The organism is Pseudomonas sp. UFMG81 (assembly GCF_015354575.1).
Lineage (GTDB): Bacteria > Pseudomonadota > Gammaproteobacteria > Pseudomonadales > Pseudomonadaceae > Aquipseudomonas.
This window is the reverse complement of record NZ_JACAFQ010000003.1, coordinates 64,001-84,696: the sequence shown is the minus strand read 5'-3', so window position 1 is coordinate 84,696 and position 20,696 is coordinate 64,001. Positions and strand designations below refer to the sequence as shown.

At 65.0% G+C, this 20,696-nt stretch carries 15 protein-coding genes; 8 read left to right on the top strand and 7 right to left on the bottom strand.

The annotated features are described in order from the left end of the window. Positions 1-102: 102 nt before the first annotated feature. The 5 genes from IX761_RS03450 to IX761_RS03430 are packed head-to-tail and all read left to right on the top strand — an operon-like array spanning position 103 to position 5,213. Positions 103-1,284 carry an SfnB family sulfur acquisition oxidoreductase gene (locus tag IX761_RS03450; RefSeq protein ID WP_194788236.1) on the top strand — a complete coding sequence of 394 codons (1,182 nt, stop codon included), beginning with the start codon at positions 103-105 and terminating at the stop codon, positions 1,282-1,284. Continuing rightward, positions 1,284-2,675, top strand: coding sequence for an LLM class flavin-dependent oxidoreductase (locus IX761_RS03445; RefSeq protein ID WP_194788235.1), 1,392 nt, complete (start codon positions 1,284-1,286; stop codon positions 2,673-2,675). Before IX761_RS03450 ends, IX761_RS03445 begins: the two co-directional genes overlap by 1 nt. Further along, positions 2,668-3,468 carry a MetQ/NlpA family ABC transporter substrate-binding protein gene (locus IX761_RS03440; protein ID WP_194788234.1) on the top strand — a complete coding sequence of 267 codons (801 nt, stop codon included), beginning with the start codon at positions 2,668-2,670 and terminating at the stop codon, positions 3,466-3,468. The genes IX761_RS03445 and IX761_RS03440 overlap by 8 nt, the downstream gene beginning before the upstream one ends. A 1-nt stretch (position 3,469) precedes the next feature. Beyond that, the gene (locus tag IX761_RS03435) at positions 3,470-4,579 is read left to right on the top strand and encodes a methionine ABC transporter ATP-binding protein (RefSeq protein WP_194788233.1); all 1,110 of its coding nucleotides are present in this window, start codon (positions 3,470-3,472) and stop codon (positions 4,577-4,579) included. Next, entirely contained in the window at positions 4,569-5,213 is a 645-nt protein-coding gene (locus tag IX761_RS03430; RefSeq protein WP_125466000.1) for a methionine ABC transporter permease, read from the top strand. Before IX761_RS03435 ends, IX761_RS03430 begins: the two co-directional genes overlap by 11 nt. 93 nt (positions 5,214-5,306) lie before the next feature. Here IX761_RS03430 and dibA read toward each other — a convergent pair whose 3' ends face one another. Beyond that, positions 5,307-7,202, bottom strand: coding sequence for a phosphodiesterase DibA (gene dibA / locus IX761_RS03425; protein ID WP_194788232.1), 1,896 nt, complete (start codon positions 7,200-7,202; stop codon positions 5,307-5,309). A 151-nt stretch (positions 7,203-7,353) separates the two neighbouring features. Here dibA and desA point away from each other — a divergent pair, with 151 nt between their 5' ends. Together desA and IX761_RS03415 are read left to right on the top strand one after the other, a co-directional pair. Beyond that, positions 7,354-8,538 (top strand): delta-9 fatty acid desaturase DesA, encoded by a 1,185-nt coding sequence (gene desA / locus IX761_RS03420; protein ID WP_194788231.1) that lies wholly within the window; start codon positions 7,354-7,356, stop codon positions 8,536-8,538. 140 nt (positions 8,539-8,678) lie between these two features. Beyond that, positions 8,679-9,668 (top strand): GGDEF domain-containing protein, encoded by a 990-nt coding sequence (locus IX761_RS03415; protein ID WP_194788380.1) that lies wholly within the window; start codon positions 8,679-8,681, stop codon positions 9,666-9,668. Between the two features lie 39 nt (positions 9,669-9,707). Here IX761_RS03415 and IX761_RS03410 read toward each other — a convergent pair whose 3' ends face one another. The 6 genes from IX761_RS03410 to IX761_RS03385 all read right to left on the bottom strand — a co-directional run bounded on the left by IX761_RS03410 (position 9,708) and on the right by IX761_RS03385 (position 19,380). Further along, the gene (locus IX761_RS03410; RefSeq protein WP_194788230.1) at positions 9,708-10,487 is read right to left on the bottom strand and encodes a hypothetical protein; all 780 of its coding nucleotides are present in this window, start codon (positions 10,485-10,487) and stop codon (positions 9,708-9,710) included. A gap of 125 nt (positions 10,488-10,612) precedes the next feature. After that, complete coding sequence (locus IX761_RS03405) at positions 10,613-11,950, bottom strand: response regulator (protein WP_228533199.1); 1,338 nt, start codon at positions 11,948-11,950, stop codon at positions 10,613-10,615. A 137-nt stretch (positions 11,951-12,087) separates the two neighbouring features. After that, positions 12,088-13,365, bottom strand: a complete 1,278-nt coding sequence (gene gabT, locus IX761_RS03400; RefSeq protein WP_194788229.1) for a 4-aminobutyrate--2-oxoglutarate transaminase — start codon at positions 13,363-13,365, stop codon at positions 12,088-12,090. Positions 13,366-13,548: 183 nt separating this feature from the next. Next, complete coding sequence (gene gabD, locus IX761_RS03395) at positions 13,549-14,991, bottom strand: NADP-dependent succinate-semialdehyde dehydrogenase (protein ID WP_194788228.1); 1,443 nt, start codon at positions 14,989-14,991, stop codon at positions 13,549-13,551. A gap of 325 nt (positions 14,992-15,316) precedes the next feature. Further along, complete coding sequence (locus tag IX761_RS03390) at positions 15,317-16,990, bottom strand: aryl-sulfate sulfotransferase (RefSeq protein WP_194788227.1); 1,674 nt, start codon at positions 16,988-16,990, stop codon at positions 15,317-15,319. Positions 16,991-17,007: 17 nt separating this feature from the next. Beyond that, positions 17,008-19,380, bottom strand: a complete 2,373-nt coding sequence (locus IX761_RS03385; RefSeq protein ID WP_416366757.1) for a TonB-dependent receptor — start codon at positions 19,378-19,380, stop codon at positions 17,008-17,010. Between the two features lie 156 nt (positions 19,381-19,536). Between IX761_RS03385 and IX761_RS03380 the strand changes: the two genes are divergently transcribed. Continuing rightward, positions 19,537-20,451: a LysR family transcriptional regulator gene (locus IX761_RS03380; RefSeq protein WP_194788225.1), complete on the top strand. Its 915-nt coding sequence runs from the start codon at positions 19,537-19,539 to the stop codon at positions 20,449-20,451. Positions 20,452-20,696 lie beyond the last annotated feature (245 nt).

Below are 20,696 nucleotides of genomic sequence, written 5' to 3'. Positions count from 1 at the left end.
GCCGGCAAGCCGGCTCCCACAGAACGGGATCACCGCGATCCTTGTGGGAGCCGGCTTGCCGGCGAAAGGGGCGCAAGGCGCCCCCAGTGCCCGGAGAGCACCATGACCGCATCCCTCATCACCACCGACGCCCAGGCCCTGGCCGTCGCCGAAGAACTCGCCCAGCACCTGCGCCAGGACAGCGCCCTTCGCGACCGCGAACGCCGCCTGCCCCACGCCGAGCTCGAACGTTTCGTGCAATCCGGCCTATGGGGCATCAGCGTGCCCAAGGCCCACGGCGGCGCTGGCGTATCCAGCGCCACCCTGGCCAAGGTGGTCGCCCGCATCGCCCAGGCCGACGCCTCGATCGGGCAGATCCCGCAGAACCACTTCTACGCCCTGGAAGTGCTGCGAGTGAACGGCACCCCAGAGCAACAGAAGCGGCTTTATGCCGAAGTGCTGGCCGGCCGCCGCTTCGGCAACGCCCTGGCCGAGATCGGCACCAGGAACGCCCACGAGCGCACCACCCGCCTGACACGCGACGGCGAGCACTACCGCATCAACGGCCGCAAGTTCTACTGCACCGGCGCGATCTACGCCCAGCGCATCCCCACCCTGGTGATCGATGAACACGACGTGCAGCACCTGGCATTCGTACCCGCCGACAGCCAGGGCATTGAAGTGATCGACGACTGGAGCGGTTTTGGCCAGCGCACCACCGGCAGCGGCTCTGTGGTGTTCGATAACGTACCGGTGGCAGCCGAAGACGTGGTGCCGTTCGGCAGCGCCTTCGAGCGCCCGACCACGGTCGGCCCGCTGGCGCAGATCCTCCACGCCGCCATCGACACCGGCATTGCCCGCGCCGCCTACGAGGATGCCCTGCACTTCGTGCGCACCCGCAGCCGGCCGTGGGTGGATTCCGGCGTCGACAAGGCCAGCGACGACCCGCTGACCCTGAAGAGCTTCGGCCACCTGGCGATCCGCCTGCACGCCGCCGAAGCACTGCTGGAACGCGCTGGTGAAATCCTCGACATCGCCCAGGCCGACAGCACCGCCGACACCCTCGCCGCCGCCTCCATCGCCGTGGCCGAGGCGCGGGCGATCAGCACCGAAATCTCGCTGGCCGCCGGCACCACCCTGTTCGAGCTGGCCGGCAGCCAAGCCACCCTGGCCGAGCACAACCTCGACCGCCACTGGCGCAATGCCCGGGTGCACACCCTGCACGACCCGGTGCGCTGGAAGTACCACGCCATCGGCAACTACTACCTCAACGACGAGAAGCCGCCGCGCCGGGGGACCATCTGATGGCCAAGCAGATCCTGCTCAATGCCTTCAACATGAACTGCATCGGGCATATCAACCACGGCTTGTGGACCCACCCGCGCGACACCTCGACCCAGTACAAGACCCTCGACTACTGGACCGACCTGGCTCGCCTGCTGGAGCGCGGGCTGTTCGACGGGCTGTTTATCGCCGACATCGTCGGCACCTACGACGTGTACGGCCAGTCGCTTGACGTGACGCTCAAAGAGTCGATCCAGCTGCCTGTCAACGACCCACTGCTGCTGGTGTCGGCCATGGCGGCGGTGACCAGGCACCTGGGCTTCGGCCTCACCGCCAACCTCACCTACGAAGCGCCCTACCTGTTCGCCCGGCGCCTCTCCACCCTCGACCACCTGAGCAATGGCCGGGTCGGCTGGAACATCGTCACCGGCTACCTCGACAGCGCCGCCCGGGCCATGGGCCTGGAACAGCAACCCGAGCATGACCGGCGCTACGACCAGGCCGACGAGTACCTGCAAGTGCTGTACAAGCTGCTCGAAGGCAGCTGGGATGACGATGCCGTGCTCGCCGACCGGGCGCAGCGTGTGTATGCGCGCCCGGACAAGGTGCGCAAGGTCGCTCACCACGGCGAGTTCTACAACGTCGAGGGCTACCACCTGTGCGAGCCCTCGCCGCAGCGCACCCCGGTGCTGTTCCAGGCCGGCAGTTCGGCGCGCGGACTGGCCTTCGCCGGCAACCATGCCGAATGCGTGTTCATCAGTGGCCAGGAAAAGGCCGCCACCCGCGCCCAGGTCGACAAGGTGCGTGCAGCCGCCAAAGCAGCTGGCCGAGACCCGCAGGCGGTCAAGGTATTCATGGGCATCACCGTGATCGTGGCGCCAACCGAAGACGAGGCCCGCGCCCTGCACGCCGAGTACCTGCATTACGCCAGCCCCGAGGCCGGCGTTGCGCACTTCGCCAGCTCCACCGGCATCGACTTCTCGCGCTACGGGCTGGACGAGCCGATCGGCTTCGCCAAGGGCAATGCCATCCAGTCCGCCACCCGCCAGTTGCAGGACAGTGCCTGGACCCGCCGCCGCCTGCTGGAACAGCACGCCCTGGGCGGCCGCTACGTGACCCTGGTCGGCAACCCCGAGCAGGTCGCCGAGCAGCTGATCGGCTGGCTCGACGACACCGGCCTGGACGGTTTCAACCTGACTCGCACCGTCACCCCGGAAAGCTTCGAGGCTTTCATCGACCTGGTAGTGCCCGAACTGCAACGCCGTGGCCGCTACAAGACGGCCTATGCCGAGGGCACGCTGCGCGAAAAGCTGTTCGCCAGCGACCACCCGCACCTGCCGGCCGACCACCCCGGTTCCACCTACCGCAACATCCCCACCCCTGCCCCGACTGGAGCCCTGCACCATGCTTGAGAAACTGTTCCGGCCCGTCGCGGCCATCGCCCTGGGCCTCGGCCTGTCCGCCGCCGCCTTCGCCGCCGAGCCGCTGAAGATCGGCACCACCGCCGCCTTCGCCATCCCGCTGGAAGCGGCGGTGGAAGAAGCCCACAAACAAGGCCTGGAGGTGAAGCTGATCGAGTTCAGCGACTGGATCGCGCCCAATGTCAGCCTCAACAGCGGCGACATCGACGTGAACTACTTCCAGCACATCCCCTTCCTGGAAAACGCCAAGGCCGCCGCCGGCTTCAACCTGGTGCCCTACGCGCCGGGGATCATCAACAACGTCGGCCTGTACTCGAAAAAGTACAAAAGCTTCAACGAACTGCCCGAAGGTGCCAGCGTGGCCATCGCCAACGACCCGATCAACAGCGGCCGTGGCCTGCAACTGCTGGCCAAGGCCGGACTGATCACCCTCAAGCCGGGGGTCGGCTACAAGGCCACCGAGGACGACATCGTCGCCAACCCGAAGAAGATCAAGATCCTTCAGGTCGAAGCGGTGCAGCTGGTGCGCGCCTATGACGATGCCGACCTGGTGCAGGGCTACCCGGCCTATATCCGCCTGGCCAACAGCTTCGACGCCACCTCGGCGCTGCTGTTCGACGGCCTGGAAAACAAGGAATACGTGATCCAGTTCGTCATCCGCCCACAGGAGAAGAACGACCCGCGCCTGGCGAAATTCGTCGATATCTACCAGCACTCCCCGGCCGTGCGCGCCGCCCTGGACAAGGCCCACGGCAAGCTCTACCAGGCCGGCTGGGAGGGCTGACATGAGCCAGGCCAGCGCCCTCAGGGCGCCCGCCCCGCAGCCCGTGCCGCCCAAGGCGCCCGAACAGGCGCTGCGCCCGGAAGTGAACCAGGCCCATGTGCGCTTCATCGGCCTGGGCAAGACCTACCCGGGCCAAACGCAACCGGCGCTGCACGGCATCGACCTGAACATCCGCCGCGGCGAGATCTTCGGCATCATCGGCCGCAGCGGCGCCGGCAAGTCGTCGCTGCTGCGCACCATCAACCGCCTGGAACAACCGACTCAAGGCCGAGTGCTGATCGATCAGGTGGATATCGCGCCATTCGACGAAAACCACCTGGTGGCCCTGCGCCGGCGCATCGGCATGATCTTCCAGCACTTCAATCTGATGTCGGCCAAGACCGTATGGCAGAACGTCGAGCTGCCGCTGAAGGTGGCTGGGGTCGGCAAGCCCGAGCGCCAGCGCAAGGTACGCGAGCTGCTGGAACTGGTGGGGTTGGCGCAGAAGCATGACGTCTACCCGGCGCAGCTGTCCGGCGGGCAGAAGCAACGCGTCGGCATCGCCCGAGCACTGGTGCACGACCCCGAGATCCTGCTGTGCGACGAGGCCACCTCGGCGCTCGACCCGGAAACCACCGCGTCGATCCTCGACCTGCTGCGCGACATCAACCGGCGCCTGGGCCTGACCGTGGTGCTGATCACCCACGAAATGGCGGTGATCCGCGATATCTGCCAGCGCGTGGTCGTGCTCGAGCGCGGCGAGGTGGTCGAACAGGGCGAGGTGTGGCAGGTGTTCGGCGCACCACGCCACGAAGTCACCCGGACCCTGCTCGCGCCCTTGCAGACGCGCCTGCCCGCTGCCCTGCAGGCCAGCCTGCGCGCAAGCCCCGCCAGCCGCGATGCGGCCGTGGTGCTGCGCCTGCAACTGGTCGGCGAGCCGGAGCTGAGCGCACTGTTCAGCGACCTGGGCGGGCGCGTGCGCCTGCTCCAGGGTGGCGTCGAAACCATCGGCGAGCATGCCCTGGGCCAGTTGATCCTGTCCGTGCGCAACTCGCCGCTGCAGACGCCTCAACTGCTCGAACGCGCCCGTCGCTGGGCCGCGGATGTGGAGGTGCTCGGCCATGTGGATTGATCGTCTGTTGCAAGGCTTGCTCGATACCCTGCTGATGGTCGGCGTGTCCTCGCTGGTGGCGCTGCTGGTGGGGGTGCCGATGGCGGTGTTGCTGGTCACCAGCGACAAGGGCGGGATCTTCGAGGCGCCAGCGCTCAACCGCGTGCTGGGTGCCATCGTCAACCTGTTCCGCTCGATCCCGTTCCTGATCCTGATGGTGGCGCTGATCCCCTTCACCCGCCTGGTGGTCGGCACCACCTATGGTGTATGGGCGGCCGTGGTGCCGCTGACCATCGCCGCCACGCCGTTCTTCGCCCGCATCGCCGAGGTCAGCTTGCGCGAGGTCGACCATGGTCTGATCGAGGCGGCCCAGGCGATGGGCTGCCGGCGCTGGCACATTGTCTGGCACGTGCTGCTGCCCGAAGCGCTGCCGGGGATCGTCGGGGGGTTCACCATCACCCTGGTGACGCTGATCAACTCCTCGGCCATGGCCGGGGCGATCGGCGCCGGCGGGCTGGGGGATATCGCCTACCGCTATGGGTATCAGCGCTTCGACAGCCAGATCATGCTGACTGTGATCGTGATGCTGGTGGCGCTGGTGGCGGTGATTCAGTTAGGTGGGGATCGATTGGCGAAAGGCTTGAACAAGCGTTGACCGCTTCGCCGGCAAGGCCGGCTCCTACGCTGACCGCGCCATTCTCTAGGCTTGCGGGGTAGCCTGTAGGAGCCGGCTTGCCGGCGAACGGGGTCAACCCCGCTGCAGCTCCTGCGCCGGCACCGGCCGCCCGAACCAGTACCCCTGCCCCAGTTGGCACTGCTGCTCCAGCAGGAAGCGCGCCTGCTCGGCCTGCTCGATACCCTCGGCATGCACCTGCATGCCCATGCTGCGCGCCAGGGCGATGATCACCCGGACAATGGCGATATCGTCATCGTCCAACGGCAACCCGGCGACGAAGCCCTGGTCGATCTTGAGTTTCTGCACCGGCAGGCGCTTGAGCCGCAGCAGCGACGAATAGCCAGTGCCAAAGTCGTCGATGGCCAGGTTCAGGCCCAGCTCGCGTAGGCGGTGCAGTTGCTCCAGGGCCACTTCCGGGTCCTCCATCACCGCACTTTCGGTGACTTCCAGCTCCAGCAGCGCAGGGTCCAGCCCAGTGTCATGCAGCACATCGGCCACCTGGCGGTACAGGTCACGCTGGCTGAACAGCCGGCTGGAGATGTTCACCGCGACGAACGCCAGCGAGCGGCCCTCGTGCTGCCACTGCACCATCTGCCGGCAGGCCTGGCGCAGCACCCAGGCGTCGACCTCGGCGATCAGCCCGGTACGCTCGGCAATGGGGATGAATTCGCCCGGCGACACCAGCCCGCGTTGAGGGTGCTGCCAGCGCACCAGCGCCTCGACGCCAATCATCATGCCGCTGCACAGGTCATGCACCGGCTGGAAGAACACCCGCAACTCTTCCTGCTCCAGTGCCCGGCGCAACTCGCCGGCGGTTTCGACCCGGTGCTGGGCGTGAGCAGTCAACTCTTCGGTATACAACGCGTAGCAGGCGCGGCCGTTGCTCTTGGCCTTGAACAGCGCCGAGTCGGCGTTGCGCAGCAGTTGCTCGGCGCTCAGCGCATCACTGGGGAAGAGGCTGATACCGATGCTGACGCTGATGAACAGGCGGTGGTCGTCGCAGCTGAACGGTTCACGCAAACGCTCGATGATGGTCTGCGCCAGCTTGCCGGCCTGGCCGACCTGCTGGCAGCTCTCCGCCAATACCCCGAACTCGTCGCCCCCCAGGCGCGCCAGGGTGACGCCACTGCCCAGCACCTCGCCCAGGCGCTCGCCCACCAGCTTGAGCAACTGGTCGCCGATGGTGTGGCCAAGGCCGTCGTTGATGCTCTGGAAGTGGTCGAGGTCGAGCAGCAACAAGGCGCAGCCACGCTTGTTCAGCTGCGCCGCGGCCAGCGCCTGCTCGGCGCGGTCGTTGAACAGCAGGCGGTTGGGCAGGCCGGTGAGGGGATCGTGGTGGGCGAGGTAGGCCAGCTCCTCCTCGGTGTGCTTGATCGCACTGATATCGCTGAACACCGCCACGTAATGGCTGAGGTCGCCACTGTCGTCGCGAATGGCGCAGATCGTCTGCCATTGCGGATAAATCTCCCCGCTTTTGCGGCGGTTCCAGATTTCACCGCTCCATTCCCCCTGGTCACTGAGGGTGGCGTAGATCTGCTGGTAGAACGGCGCGCCATGGCGCCCGGATTTGAACTTGCTCGGGCGCTGGCCGATGACTTCGTCCTGCTGGTAGCCGGTGATGCGCATGAAGGCGCGGTTGACGTGCACGATCAGGCCGTTGCGGTCGGTCACCAGCACGCCTTCGAGGGTGCTGTCGAACACCGCCGCCGCCATGCGCAGGCGCTCGCGGTCCTCGCTGCGCAGGCGCGCGCCAATGCCGATGAAGTTCAACAGACGGGCTCGCGATACGAAAATCAGCAAGGCGCTGAGCAGCACCCAGACCACCACATTGATCTGCCGGCCCACGGTCAACGCCAGCGGGTCCTCGGACATGCTCTGCAATACCAGCTCCGACAGCGTCAGCCAGAGGATCGAAAGCACCAGATAGAGCCCGGCCATACGCAAGGCGTCGCGAACGGAAACAGACATGTCGGGTCGATTAGCCCATGAAAAATGAAGGGGGATTATAAAGGGTGAAACACCTTGTGACTTCCTATCAAAAAGGGCGACTGGTTTTATTTCCCCGCCAAGGGATAATGCCAGCGCTGTTTTCCCTGTTTTTCCGAGGGTTTTCCCCGCTATGTGGTACTACGGTTTGCTCGACTTGTCGGCCTGGCAACTGGTCGCGGTCACCCTGCTGATGACCCATGTGACCATCGTCAGCGTCACCATCTACCTGCACCGCTACTCCGCGCACCGCGCGCTGGAGCTCAATGCAGGCCTCAAGCATTTCTTCCGCTTCTGGCTGTGGCTCACCACCGCGCAGAACACCCGCGAGTGGACTGCCGTGCACCGCAAGCACCACGCCAAGTGCGAAACCCCGGACGACCCGCACAGCCCGGTGCACAAGGGCCTGGGCACGGTGCTGCGCAAGGGCGCCGAACTCTACCGCGAGGAAGCCCGCAACGAAGAGACGCTGCGCATCTACGGCAAGAACTGCCCCGACGACTGGCTCGAACGCAACGTCTATTCGCGCTACAAGCTCGGCGGCATCGCCCTGATGGCGGTGATCGACCTGCTGCTGTTCGGCACCATCGGCATCACCATCTGGGCCATACAGATGATGTGGATCCCGTTCTGGGCCGCCGGTGTGGTCAACGGCCTGGGCCATGCCATCGGCTACCGCAACTTCGAGTGCCGCGACGCCGCCACCAACCTCGTACCTTGGGGCATCATCATTGGCGGCGAGGAGCTGCACAACAACCACCACACCTACCCCAACTCGGCCAAGCTGTCGGTGCGCCGCTGGGAGTTCGACATGGGCTGGATGTGGATCCGCCTGCTGAGCCTGCTGCGCCTGGCCAAGGTGCAACGCGTGGCGCCCATCGCCCACCGGGTCGAGGGCAAGGCGTCACTGGACATGGACACCGCCATGGCCATCCTCAACAACCGTTTCCAGATCATGGCCCAGTACCGCAAGCTGGTGATCGGCCCGCTGGTCAAGCAGGAACTGGACAAGGTGGACGCCTCGGTACGCCATCGCTTCCGCCGCGCCAAACGCCTGCTGTCGCGGGAAACCAGCCTGCTCCAGGACCGCCACCACGTGCGCATCGAGTCGCTGCTGGCTCACAGCCAGGCGCTCAAAACCATCTACGAGAAGCGCCTGGCGCTGCAGCAGATCTGGGCGCGCACCAGCGCCAACGGCCACGACATGCTCGCCGCGATGAAGGACTGGGTGCACGAGGCCGAGGCCAGCGGCATCCACTCGCTGCGTGACTTCGCCTCCCAGCTCAAGACCTACTCGCTGCGCCCCGCAGGCAACTGACCACCGTTGATCGGCATGCCCGACCGCTGGGCATGCCGGCCGGAACTTCCCTCTCGAAATTCGACTCAAACCCGGCACATCGCCCGCGTGGCGGGCCGGACCGTGGCCGCACGCTCAACGTCGAGACCCGTTTCGTGCTCATGGCCAAAGACCTCCCACCCACGTTCACCGGCACGCCCCGCCCGGAAGCTGCGCAAACCCTGCTCGCCCTGCTGCATGCCCAAGGCGAAGTGGCCCGCCTGAGCGAGCGCGAGCAGCTCTATTCGTCGTTGCTCGACAGCGTCAACGCAGTGATCTGGGCCTTCGACTGGGAAACCCGCCAGGTGCTCTACGTCAGCCCCGCCTACGAACGCATCTTCGGTCGCCCGGCCAGCCTGGTAATGGCCGACTACAACGAATGGCGCGACGCCATCTACCCCGACGACCTGGAATACGCCGAGCGCAGCCTGGCCCAGGTGTTGGTCAAGGGCACGGTGGAAGACCGCGAGTACCGCATCCTCAACGGCGCTGGCGAAGTGCGCTGGGTCAGCGACAAGTGCTACATCAACCAGCAGCGCGAAGGTGACCAGCGGGTGATCATCGTCGGCATTGCCGAAGACATCACCGAAAAGAAGCAGCTCGAAAGCGAACTGCATCGCCTGGCGACCACCGATGTGCTCACCCAGAGCAGCAACCGCCGGCATTTCTTCGAGTGCGCCCAGCAGGCCTTCGACAGCGCCCGCGAGAATGGCACGCCACTGGCTTTCCTGCTGCTGGACATCGACGACTTCAAGCAGATCAATGACAGTTACGGGCACCAGGAAGGCGACCAGGTGCTGCAACGCATCGCCGACAGTGGCAAGGCCGTGCTAAGGCGCGGTGACCAGTTCGGGCGGATCGGTGGTGAGGAGTTTGCCGCGGTGTTCCCTGGCTGTACCGCAGAGATGGCCGAGCAGATTGCCGAACGCTTGCAGCGCGAGATCCAGCGCCTGAGCTTCAGCCATGGCCAGCAAACCTATGGTGTGACCGTGAGCCAGGGGCTGACCGGGCTGACCGATGAAGACGAAACACTCGACAGCCTGTTCGCCCGAGCCGATGCGGCGATGTACCAGGCCAAGCGCCAAGGCAAGAACCAGATCGTGAAGGGCTGAGCGGGCTGGCCACCTTTCACGTGCAGCCCGCTGCTCGCATCACTTCGAATCGCCTGTGTACCACTCGTAATCGATCGGGCCGCTACGTGGCCCGGCCAGTATGCCTCCAGGCTCTTTCTCCCGCCCCTCCCTGAACGCGACCTCGAGAATATGCCGCTGCTGGTCGGTGATTTCACCCGCAAGGGCGATAGCCTCAGCGGTATAGCGCTTGATCAATGCAGCCTTCCTGGAACTTGCCGAATAGTTCATGGGCACCTCTGATATCTGGGCAATGGTTGGTTCGTTGATCGCGCCTACCGGCATCACAAGTCGCCCGGCAGGATCGCGGACAAAGCCAAGCGATAAGTACAGGGGTTCGACACCCGGGTCGGGTTGTTGAACCTCGATGCGCGAGCAGCTGAGCATTCTTGCGTACTCGATGACAGCCAATAGCGACAGCGATCCCACGAAGCCTCTCAAGGGATTTGTCGGGCCAGGCTTACCCTCCAGCAGAATGATCTTGATGCAATGATTGCTTTGACGGGGGCTGGCGTAGCAGAGGCCGCAAAGCTCATGCGCAGACCACAACGAAAGATCGAGCCCCTTGAGATCTCGATCTGTCCAGCGTGGTACCTCTTCCCAGGGAAAGTGGTGAGTCTGCCTGCCCCAGCCCTGCAACGCCTCGATCGCCCTGCTTCCAATAGGTTCGAAGCGCACCTGGTCAACGTCGAGCTCAGCACCTGAAGCGCATACCCTTTTGCAAAATGCTTCATGAGCGAGCATTCGCGCCTGGGAACGATAGACTTGGTAGCGCAGGCTACGGTATCTGAACGGGCTCATCCTTCCTGCCAATCCTTGGGTGGAGTGGCAAGGAAGTTACCGCTGATGCGCGAGCGTGAATACGAACTGACGTCCGCAATACCTGTAGGACCGATCCCAAGCCTGATGCAACGCTGATCCGTGGCTCAGGCTTGCCGATCTTCTGCGTCTGTCGGCTCGACATCTGCTGCTGGAGGTTCGGCCAAGACGACTTCGGGCTCGCGCTCGGCAGCCTGTGCCGCCAAACGCTCAGCCTCCTCCCGCGCCACCGCCTCCGGGTCCACCTTGCGCAGCCGCGTCAGTTCCGGCAAGCCGAGCTTGAGCAAGCGCGCGGTCTTGCTGCTGGCCACCTTCTCCAGCCCTTCGCTCGGTCTCAGGCGTGCCAGTTGGCCGGCCAGGCTCATGGCCAGGATCTCGCGGGAATACACCCCACCACCCAGTTGATACACCGCGGCGATCAGCTCGCGCAGGTTCAGCGGCAGGCGCCAGCGGGTGCGCAATGCCGAGCCGAACGGCGCACCGAACTCATTGAGCGACAGCTGCACCTGGTCCTCGTCCAGCTCGCCGCCGGCCAGGCGCCATTCCTGCAGGGTGCGCAGCACGGCCAGGTCGCCCAGGCAATGCAGCAGCCCCGCGCAGTAACAGCGCCCCTCGTCCACCTCGAGCATGCGCGCCAGGGTGCGGCCGTACTCGGCGGTGTGCAGGGACAGGTTCCAGAAATGCGCGGCATGCCTGGCCAGCAAGGGGTCGCTCAAGCGCGCACTGCGTTTGAGCGTGAGGCCGAGAATGAGGTTCATGCTCTGGGTGCTGCCGAGCTTGTTCAGTGCTTGCAGCAAGGTCTGCACTGGCGCGTCGCGGTGCATCGCCGCGCTGTTGGCGGCGGCGATCAGCACGCCGGTGATCTGCGGATCGTTGCGCACCTCCTCCTCGAGCACCTTGAGGTTCAGGCCTTCGGGGTTGAGGGCGCGCTTGATCGCCACCTGCACATCGGCGAACAGCGGGCCGCCGTCGGCGGTGGCGCGACGATGCTCAAGGTAGTCCGGCAGCTTGAGCCCAGGTTGCAGCGGTGGCACCGGGCAAGCGATGTGCTCGCCGACGTCCACCAACAAGTGCTCCAGGCGCTTGCGCAGGTTGTCCAGGTCCAGCGGTTTGCTCAGGTAGGCGGTAGGGTGCAGCGGCAGCGCCTCGCGCACGCTGGCGGTGTCGGTACGGTTGCTCATGAGGATGAACGGCAGGCTGGCATGCTCGCCCTTGGCGCGCACCTTGCGCAGCAGGTCGAGGCCATCGAGCCCGGCGAGTTCGCGGGCGGCGATGATCAGGTCGGGCTTGGCCGCCAGTGCGTTGAGTGCCTCGGAGCCATCGGCGCAGACCTGCAGCCGGGCATCGCAGCGTACGCTGAGCAGCATTTCGCTGAGCATGTCACGCACCCAAGGGTCGCCCTCGGCGATCAGGACACAAGGCGGGATAGGGTCGGCGGCGCTCATGAGCGAGTCTCCAGGTAATGACGCGCGATCCTTCGCAGCTTCCACGGAATCCTCGTACAACCTTAGCGCCAGATGCCGACAAACGGCACAAAAAAAACCCGCCTAGGCGGGTTTTTTTCTGAAGCGTGTCACAGATTTCAAGCCAGCTCGGCGAAGCACTCTTCGATGATGGCCAGGCCTTTGTCCAGCAGCGCGTCTTCGGCGGTCAGCGGCACCAGGATGCGCAGGACGTTGCCGTAGGTGCCGCAGGACAGCAGGATCAGGCCCTTGTCGCGGGCCTTGGCCACAACCTGGGCAACGGCAGCGGCGTTCGGGGTGTGGGTGCCCTTCTCGAACACTTCCACGGCAATCATCGAGCCCAGACCACGGACGTCGCCGATGATCGGGTGCTTCTTCTGGATTTCACGCAGGCCGGCGGTCAGGCGCTCGCCCACAGCCTTGCTGCGGTCCAGCAGTTTCTCTTCCTCGAACACTTCGATCACGGCCAGTGCCGCGGCGCAAGCGATCGGGGAACCTGCGTAGGTGCCGCCCAGGCCGCCCGGGGCGATGGCGTCCATGTACTCGGCCTTGCCGCACACACCGGCCAGCGGGAAGCCGCCAGCGATGGACTTGGCGAAGGTGGTCAGGTCAGGCGCGACGCCCATCTGCTCCATGGCGAAGAAGGTGCCGGTACGGCCAGCGCCAGTCTGCACTTCGTCGGCGATCAGCAGGATGCCGTGCTGGTCGCACAGGGCGCGCAGGCGCTTCATCAGCTCTTTCGGCGCTGGCAGGAAGCCGCCTTCGCCTTGTACCGGCTCGAGGATGATCGCGGCGATATCGCGCGGCTCGGCGTCGTTCTTGAAGATGCGCTCGACCGAGGCGATGGCGTCGTCAACGCTGACACCGTGCAGCTCGCTCGGGAACAGGGCGCGGAACACGCCGCCTGGCATCAGGCCCATGCCAGCGGAGTACGGCACGACCTTGCCGGTCAGGCCCAGGGTCATCATGGTACGGCCGTGGTAACCGCCGGTGAAGGCGATCACGCCAGCGCGGCCGGTGGCGGCACGGGCGATCTTGACGGCGTTCTCGACGGCTTCGGAGCCGGTGGTGACCAGCAGGGTCTTCTTGTCGAAGTCGCCTGGGACCAGCTTGTTGATCTTCTCGCACAGCTCGACGTAGGGCTCGTAGGCCAGCACCTGGAAGCAGGTGTGGCTGACCTTGGTCAGCTGCTCTTGCACGGCCGCGACCACTTTCGGGTGCAGGTGGCCGGTGTTCAGTACGGCGATGCCGCCGGCGAAGTCGATCAGTTCGCGGCCTTCAACGTCGATCACGGTCGAGTTCTTCGCGGTGTCGACGAAGATCGGGTGGATCTGGCCAACGCCACGTGGGACGGCGGCGACACGGCGTTGCATCAAGGATTCGTTGGTCTTGCTCATGGTGCCCTCATTTGCGCCGGTTCTGCGGCGCTTTTATTCGGGGGTGGCTGGACGCGTTCGCACACAGTATTCGTTGATCGACTGCCGTGAACGCCCTGGCCACCAGGTACTGCGATGTCAAAAAGGCCAGCGAGACGTCGCTCTCGCGCCCCGCTGGCAGAGGTAAAAGCGTTTACCCGGCGATCAGACGCTGATGCACAGGTATTTGATCTCGAGGTAGTCCTCGATACCGTACTTGGAACCTTCGCGGCCCAGGCCGGAGGCCTTGATGCCGCCGAATGGCGCGACTTCGTTGGAGATCAGGCCGGTGTTGATACCCACCATGCCGTATTCCAGGGCCTCGGCGACGCGGAACACACGGCTCATGTCGCGGGCGTAGAAGTACGAGGCCAGGCCGAACTCGGTGTCGTTGGACATGGCGATGACTTCGGCCTCGTCCTTGAAGCGGAACAGCGGCGCCAGTGGGCCGAAGGTCTCTTCCTTGGCAACAGCAGCGGTTTTCGGCACATCGACCAGGATGGTCGGCTCGAAGAAGTTGCCTTCGATCAGCTTGCCACCCGACAGCACCTTGGCGCCTTTGGACAGGGCGTCCTCGATGTGTTCCTGAACCTTGGCAACGGCCTTGCCGTCGATCAGCGGGCCAGTGGTGGTGCCTTCTTCCAGGCCGTTACCGATCTTCAGCTTGGCAACGGCAGCGGCCAGCTTCTGGGCGAACGCGTCGTAGACGCCGTCCTGCACGTAGATACGGTTGGCGCAGACGCAGGTCTGGCCGTTGTTGCGGTACTTGGAGATGATCGCGCCCTCGACCGCCTTGTCCAGGTCGGCGTCGTCGAACACGATGAACGGGGCGTTGCCGCCCAGCTCCAGGGAGACCTTCTTGATGTCCTTGGCGCATTCTTCCATCAGCTGGCGACCGATTTCGGTCGAGCCGGTGAAGGACAGCTTGCGCACCAGCGAGTTGCCGGTCAGCTCGGAGCCGACTTCGCCGGCGCTGCCGGTGATCACGCTCAGCACGCCAGCCGGGATACCGGCACGGGTGGCCAGCTCGACCAGGGCCAGGGCGGAGTACGGGGTCTGCGAAGCAGGCTTGAGCACCATGGTGCAACCGGCGGCCAGGGCCGGGCCGGCTTTACGGGTGATCATCGCGGCCGGGAAGTTCCACGGGGTGATGGCGGCGGTGACGCCGATCGGCTGCTTGATGACGATCAGGCGCTTGTCCGGCTGGTGGCCCGGGATGACATCGCCGTAGACGCGCTTGGCTTCTTCGGCGAACCACTCGATGAACGACGCGGCGTAGGCGATCTCGCCCTTGGCTTCGGCCAGTGGCTTGCCCTGCTCGGTGGTCATCAGGCGGGCCAGGTCGTCCTGGTGCTCGATCATCAGCTCGAACCAGCGGCGCAGCTTGCCGGCACGCTCTTTGGCGGTCAGTGCGCGCCAGGCCGGCAGCGCCTTGTCGGCGGCCTCGATGGCGCGGCGGGTTTCGGCGGCGCCCATCTTCGGCACGCTGCCGATCACTTCACCGGTGGCCGGGTTGGTCACCTTGATGGTCTGACCGCTGTCCGCATCCAGCCATTCACCGTTGATGAAGGCTTGCTGGCGGAACAACTGAGCGTCTTTGAGCTGCATGTCGGCTTCCCTTTACTGCGAATTATTGATTGTTGAAAAGGCGCCCCCGATAGGGGGCGGCCGTCAGGAATTCGTGCACCAGGGTGTTCGACGCCTGGGTGCCGAGCGTTTGAAATCTCAAACGGAATGCTAAGCGGGCGCTAGGGGGTTGGACAATAGCCTGTTCGAAAAAAAGAACGAATGGTTGAACACCCCGTCTGATTTCCATGGCCGTGCAATGGCAAACGGCCTCATCGCGGGCAAGCCCGCTCCCACAAGGACCGCGCGGGTCCTGTGGGAGCGGGCTTGCCCGCGATGAGGCCGTCAAAGGCTAGTAGAAGATGCGTCAGAACGCCTTGTCGAGATCGATCACCAACGCCCGATACCCCACGCTCCCCGGCTGGCGGCTGTGCACTTTCAGCTCCACCACCACCTCCTGGCTCCCTCGGCGCACTTCATTGAGCACCGTGGTGGTGAGCTTCTCGGGGGTGAGGAAGTTCACCGAAGCGGAATAGATGAACTGGGTATCGGTATCGGCTCGATACGCCACCACCGAGGTGATCGGGCTGTACCACTCGTCGCCACGCTCCTTGCCGTACTGCCACACCTGCTCGACCGTGCCCTTGGCTTCGTCGACCTTGTATTCCACCGCCCGGCTGTAGTTGCCGCTGAGTTTGGTCGGCCCGAAATCGCGGCCCCAGCCATTGTCGAACACGTTGAGCGTGCCGCGCCCGGTCAGCCAGGCGGTGTGCTGGGTCCAGGACCACTCGAAGCCCTCGCCCACCGGCTTGAGCACCTTGCTCTGCAAATGGGCAGGCCAGCCCTGCGGCGAGGCGAGGATCCACTTCACCTGCTTATCGCGGCCGATCTTCGCCACACCTTGATGCCGTGCTGAAACGATGATGCTGTCGTCATCGGCGTCGTAGTCGATGGCATTGACGTGGGCCCAGTTGCGCCCGGTGCCCACCCCCGGGGTGTCGCCGAACGGCAGGTCACCCTCGGCCAGCTCGTTGGCCAGCCGGTCGTCCTGCTTCTGCACCCCATCCGGGAGCTGGATTGCAGCCTTGCCTAGGGTTTCCAGCAGGTCGCCGCGGTACGGGTCGAGGATCTGGTTGAGGTCCCAGAAGTCCAGCACATCGCCAGCCTCGTTGACCTCGATGATGTGGTCGCGGATCGAGCGCACACGCTTGCCGTCCGGGCGCCGGTAGTCGCTGGTGCCCACCCGCAGCAGGTAGGTGCCGTTGGGCGTCTCGCGGATTTCGTGGGAGAAATCCGCGAACTTGTCCGGCAGGTTGCGCTGCCAGATGCGCCGCCCCAGCAGGTCGTACTTGGAGTAGGTCTGGCCCTGGCCCCAGATCAACTTGCCGTCGCGGGTCTGGTGGAAGCCCATGGTGCCGCCCAGGCCGTCGCGGTGGTTGGAATCGTGGATCTGCTCGATATCCAGGTACCAACGCACATCGCCATTGCTGTCGGCGATCCAGTTGTTGCCCACCGAGTCCCATTCGGCGGCGCCGCCCAGGCCGTTCCATTTGAAGGCACGCCCACCCGGGATATCGGCCAGCAGGTGGTTGAACAGGTACAAGCGTTGCTCGAAGCCCGGCGCGACCTTGACCGGCTCGACCTCGGGCAGGGCAGCCGTCTGCTTGGCCACCACCGGCAGGCGCACCGCCGGGGCATAGATTTCGTAGCGCTGGCGAATGCGTTCGCCGTCGAGCTTGTAGCTCACCTCCACCTGGTTGACGTGATCCGGGTACAGGCCGAACACCGGGATACCGCCATAGGTCCACAGTGAGCGGTCGGTAACGTCATAGGCGATATCGACTCCGCGCTCGCCACGCCCCAGTACCCTTACATGGGCATCCGTCAGGCTGCGGCCGCCGTCACGGACGATCGCGGTCAGCGGCGCCAGGCGGTACGGGTTGACCACCACGTCGCCCAGCAGGGTCTCGTCGCGGTCGGGCACCCGGGCGGTAACGCAGGCGCCTTCGGGCAGGTCGTGCGGTTGGGTCTTGGCATTCATGGCAAAGCTCCTTGTGCTCAGAAGTCGTAACGGGCGGTGGCGCCCACGGTGCGCGGGGTGCCCAGCACCCCGGCATAGCCGCCATTGGCGGAGTTCCACAGGCTGGTGAAGTAGGTCTTGTCGCCGGCGTTCTTCACCCACAGCGACAGGTCGAGCACGCCGTCGCCCTGGTCCAGGCGCACGCCGGTGGACAGGTTGACGATGGCGTAGCTGGGGATCTGGCCGTAGTCGGAGTCGTCGATGGTGCCGACGGCCTTGGAACGGAAGGCGTAGCTGGCGGTGACGTAGGGCTCGATGCGTTCGCTCAGCTGCCACTTGTACTGGCCGTTGAGGTTGGCGATGTACTTGGAGGCGCCGACCACCTGGTGGCCGGACAGGTCGCAGGTGGCGGTGGCGCTGGCCAGGCTCACTTCCGGCGGGCAGGGCGCGTCGTCGTACTCGGTGTAGCGCACATCGTTCCACGAGCCGTTGAGGTTCAGGGTCAGCCCCCGCACCGGCAGCGCCGTGGCTTCGAACTCCAGGCCCCGCGAGCGCACGCTGCCAGCATTGGCCAGGTACTGCACGCGGTTGACCTGGTCGTAGACGTTGGCCTGGTAGCCGTGCACCTCGGTCCAGAACAGGTTGGTGTTGAGTTGCAGGCGGTTGTCGAGCAGGGTGCTCTTGATCCCCAGCTCGGCGTTGTTGGCGCGCTCGGTGCCCACCAGCAGCGAGTCGGTGCCCAGCCGCGGCGCGGCGCCGACGGTGAGGTTGACGCCCCCGGACTTCTCGCCATGGGACAGGCTGGCGTAGCCCAGCACCTCGTCGCTGAAGCGGTAGCTCAGGCTGAGCAGCCCGGACGGGGCGAAGCTGTACTGGCTGAGGTCGCCCGAATCGTAGGCCCCCACCCTGCCCTGCCGGGCCGCCGCCGCGGCGCCACTGACCGCCACGCCACCGAACGGCGCATCGCGGGTCACCCAGGCGCTCTTCTCTTCATAGGTGCCGCGCACCCCGGCGGTGAAGTCCAGGCGCTCGGTGAGGTGCCAGGTGCCCTGGGCGAACAGCGCGTAGCTGTCAGTATCGATATGGCCGTTGCCGATCGTGGTGACGTTGGCCAAGGCGCCAGCCGGGGTGAGGTTCCAGATATCCGCCTGCGGGCCGTTGTAGGTGAACGACTTGTTGTCCAGGTCCTGCTTGAAGTAGTACGCGCCGAGCACATAGTCGAAGAAACCACCGGTCGGCGAGGCCAGGCGGATTTCCTGCGAGTACTGCTTGTCGCGCACCGACACCCCGGCGTTGTAGAACACCGGCACGTTGAGGCCATCGTCGTTGCGCGGGGTGAAGTCCCACCAGCGGTAGGCAGTGATCGAGGTGAGGGTGAAGTCGTTGGGCAGGGTCCAGTTGGCCTCCACCGAGGTGCCGCCCTGGAACACCTTGACCATCTGGTCCGAATCGAAATTGACCTTGCGGTCCTTGCCCGACACCAGCGTGGCGCCGGCCTGGCGCGCCAGGCTTTCGTAACGGTTGACGCCGTTGATGGTCGGCCCGGTGCTGTACAGGCTGAGGATGCCGTTGTCGGAGCTTTCCTCGTTGTACTCGCCGATCCAGCGCAGGTTGAAGGTTTCGCTGGGCTTGAACAGCAGTTGGGTGCGAAAGCCCTGGCGCTTGCCGCCGTTGAGGTCGTGGCCGTTGTAGATGTTCTTCACATAGCCGTCGTCCTCGGTGTGGTAGGCGCTGATGCGCCCGGCGAGGGTGTCGGTGAGCGGGCCGGAGAAGCTGCCCTGGGTCTGCCAATAGCCGTCCTCGCCCAGCGACGACTGCACGCTGCCCTCCTGGTGGAAGGTCGGCTTGCGCGTGGTGATGTTGAGCACCCCGGCGGTGGTGTTCTTGCCGAACAGCGTGCCCTGCGGGCCGCGCAGCACTTCCAGCTGCTCGACGTCGAGCAGGTCGAATACCGCCATGCCCGGGCGGCCCAGGTAGACGTTGTCCAGGTACACCCCGACGCTGCCCTCCAGGCCGTCGCTGGCCGGGTTGTTGCCCAGGCCGCGGATGGAGATGCTCGACTGGCGGGCATGCACGTAGGACACGTTGGTGCTGGGCACCAGTTGCTGGATGTCCTGCACCCGGTAGATGCGCTGGGTTTCCAGGGTCTCGCTGCTGAGCACGCTGATGGGGGTGGGCACGCTCTGCGCGGTTTCTTCGCGGCGGCGGGCATTGACCGTGACCGTGCCTAGCTTGGCGTCCTGCTCGACAGCAGGCGTAGCGCTGACGGGCTCATCGGCAAAGCTGCTGCCGCTGGCGGCCAGCAACAGGCCGGCAGCCAGGGGTTGCAGGGCGAACAACGACGCGCGCGAACGCCTTCGGGAAAGTCGGGACATGCAAATGCTCCTTGAGGCATGGGCCCTGGCGAGCATTTCCGTTGGCGGAACCGAATCGCGGTCAGACGGGCTTATATTCTTTTAAGTGATATAAATATTTGTAATTCATATTTTGTGGAATAAGTGACTCCCTTTATAAGAGTCCCAACCCCTCCCGGCAATTGCATTCCACCGAAAGTTTCAATGTAGAAAATGCATATCGACCTGCGCCAACTCCGCCACTACATCGCCCTTGTCGAGCACCGCAGCTTCGTCGCCGCAGCGGCCGCGGTGAACCTGTCGCAATCGGCTTTCAGCCGCAGCATCCAGACCCTCGAGCACAACGTCGGCTGCCGCCTGGTCGACCGCGCCAGCAAGGAGCTGGCGCCGACCCGCCAGGGCCTGCTGGTGCTGGAGCATTCGCGGCGGCTGGTGCACGGGGCGCACAACCTGGTCAACGAGATCAACCAGTTCAACAGCGCCACTACTGGGGTGGTGCGCTTCGGTTCCGGGCCGGCGCCAGCGGGCGGCCTGGTACCCCGTGCGGTGGCGCGCTTCGTCGCCGAGTACCCGGCGGCGCGCACCTGTTTCCAGGTGGACCACTGGCAGGCGCTGAACCGCCGGCTGATCGCCGAGGAGATCGAATTCTTCGTGGCCGATACTCGCCAGTTCGAGGCCGACCCGGACTATCAGGTGCTCAAGCTGGCCCCCCAGCGCTGGCACTTCTGCTGCCGCGTCGGGCATCCGCTGACCGTGCGTGACGAGGTACGGGCGCGGGACCTGTTCGAATACCCATTGGCCACCACGTTTCGCCCGCCGAACATTCGCAAGATCCTCGGCGAACTCAGCGGTCGGCAGGACTTTCTGCCCAGCGTGGAGTGCGAACACGGTTATGCGCTGCTCAATGTGGTGCTGCATTCGGACACCATTGGCATCGCTTGCAGCGCGAATCTGCGGCCGTACCAAGGGGAGCGGGGATTGGTGGCAATTGAGTTGGCGGACTTGGCGCCGGAGCAGGAAGAAGCGTTCTATACGCGATATGGCGTGGTGAGCCGGGTCGGGTATGGGTTGTCGGCGTTGGCGCAAGGGTTGGTCAAGCAGTTGGTGGCTTGCGATGCCAATATGTGAAAGGACATTTCAGTCAATCTGTAGGAGCGGCTTCAGCCGCGATCACCGGCAATGCCGGTGCCATCCCCCGTGGTTGATCGCATTTGCCTTCCAGGCCCAAAGATCAGATTTAACCTCTTTCGTGTAGTCCATTTCCCAAACATACTCCCGCCGCCCTTTTTCCGTTGCGGTCGTTTTGGCACGGCTCTAGTCTCGGCGGGTCGCTTGAATCAGCGACCGGCTTTGACAGGCCGATCAGTCAAACC

What these genes read in the sequence shown, in the direction of transcription:
- IX761_RS03430 (WP_125466000.1), top strand. Translation starts at nt 4,569, where the DNA reads ATGTGGATTGATCGTCTGTTGCAAGGCTTGCTCGATACCCTGCTGATG.
- IX761_RS03435 (WP_194788233.1), top strand. Translation starts at nt 3,470, where the DNA reads ATGAGCCAGGCCAGCGCCCTCAGGGCGCCCGCCCCGCAGCCCGTGCCG.
- IX761_RS03415 (WP_194788380.1), top strand. Translation starts at nt 8,679, where the DNA reads ATGGCCAAAGACCTCCCACCCACGTTCACCGGCACGCCCCGCCCGGAA.
- dibA (WP_194788232.1), bottom strand. Translation starts at nt 7,202, where the DNA reads ATGTCTGTTTCCGTTCGCGACGCCTTGCGTATGGCCGGGCTCTATCTG.
- IX761_RS03450 (WP_194788236.1), top strand. Translation starts at nt 103, where the DNA reads ATGACCGCATCCCTCATCACCACCGACGCCCAGGCCCTGGCCGTCGCC.
- IX761_RS03385 (WP_416366757.1), bottom strand. Translation starts at nt 19,380, where the DNA reads ATGCTCGCCAGGGCCCATGCCTCAAGGAGCATTTGCATGTCCCGACTT.
- gabD (WP_194788228.1), bottom strand. Translation starts at nt 14,991, where the DNA reads ATGCAGCTCAAAGACGCTCAGTTGTTCCGCCAGCAAGCCTTCATCAAC.
- IX761_RS03390 (WP_194788227.1), bottom strand. Translation starts at nt 16,990, where the DNA reads ATGAATGCCAAGACCCAACCGCACGACCTGCCCGAAGGCGCCTGCGTT.
- gabT (WP_194788229.1), bottom strand. Translation starts at nt 13,365, where the DNA reads ATGAGCAAGACCAACGAATCCTTGATGCAACGCCGTGTCGCCGCCGTC.
- IX761_RS03380 (WP_194788225.1), top strand. Translation starts at nt 19,537, where the DNA reads ATGCATATCGACCTGCGCCAACTCCGCCACTACATCGCCCTTGTCGAG.
- IX761_RS03440 (WP_194788234.1), top strand. Translation starts at nt 2,668, where the DNA reads ATGCTTGAGAAACTGTTCCGGCCCGTCGCGGCCATCGCCCTGGGCCTC.
- IX761_RS03410 (WP_194788230.1), bottom strand. Translation starts at nt 10,487, where the DNA reads ATGAGCCCGTTCAGATACCGTAGCCTGCGCTACCAAGTCTATCGTTCC.
- IX761_RS03405 (WP_228533199.1), bottom strand. Translation starts at nt 11,950, where the DNA reads ATGAGCGCCGCCGACCCTATCCCGCCTTGTGTCCTGATCGCCGAGGGC.
- IX761_RS03445 (WP_194788235.1), top strand. Translation starts at nt 1,284, where the DNA reads ATGGCCAAGCAGATCCTGCTCAATGCCTTCAACATGAACTGCATCGGG.
- desA (WP_194788231.1), top strand. Translation starts at nt 7,354, where the DNA reads ATGTGGTACTACGGTTTGCTCGACTTGTCGGCCTGGCAACTGGTCGCG.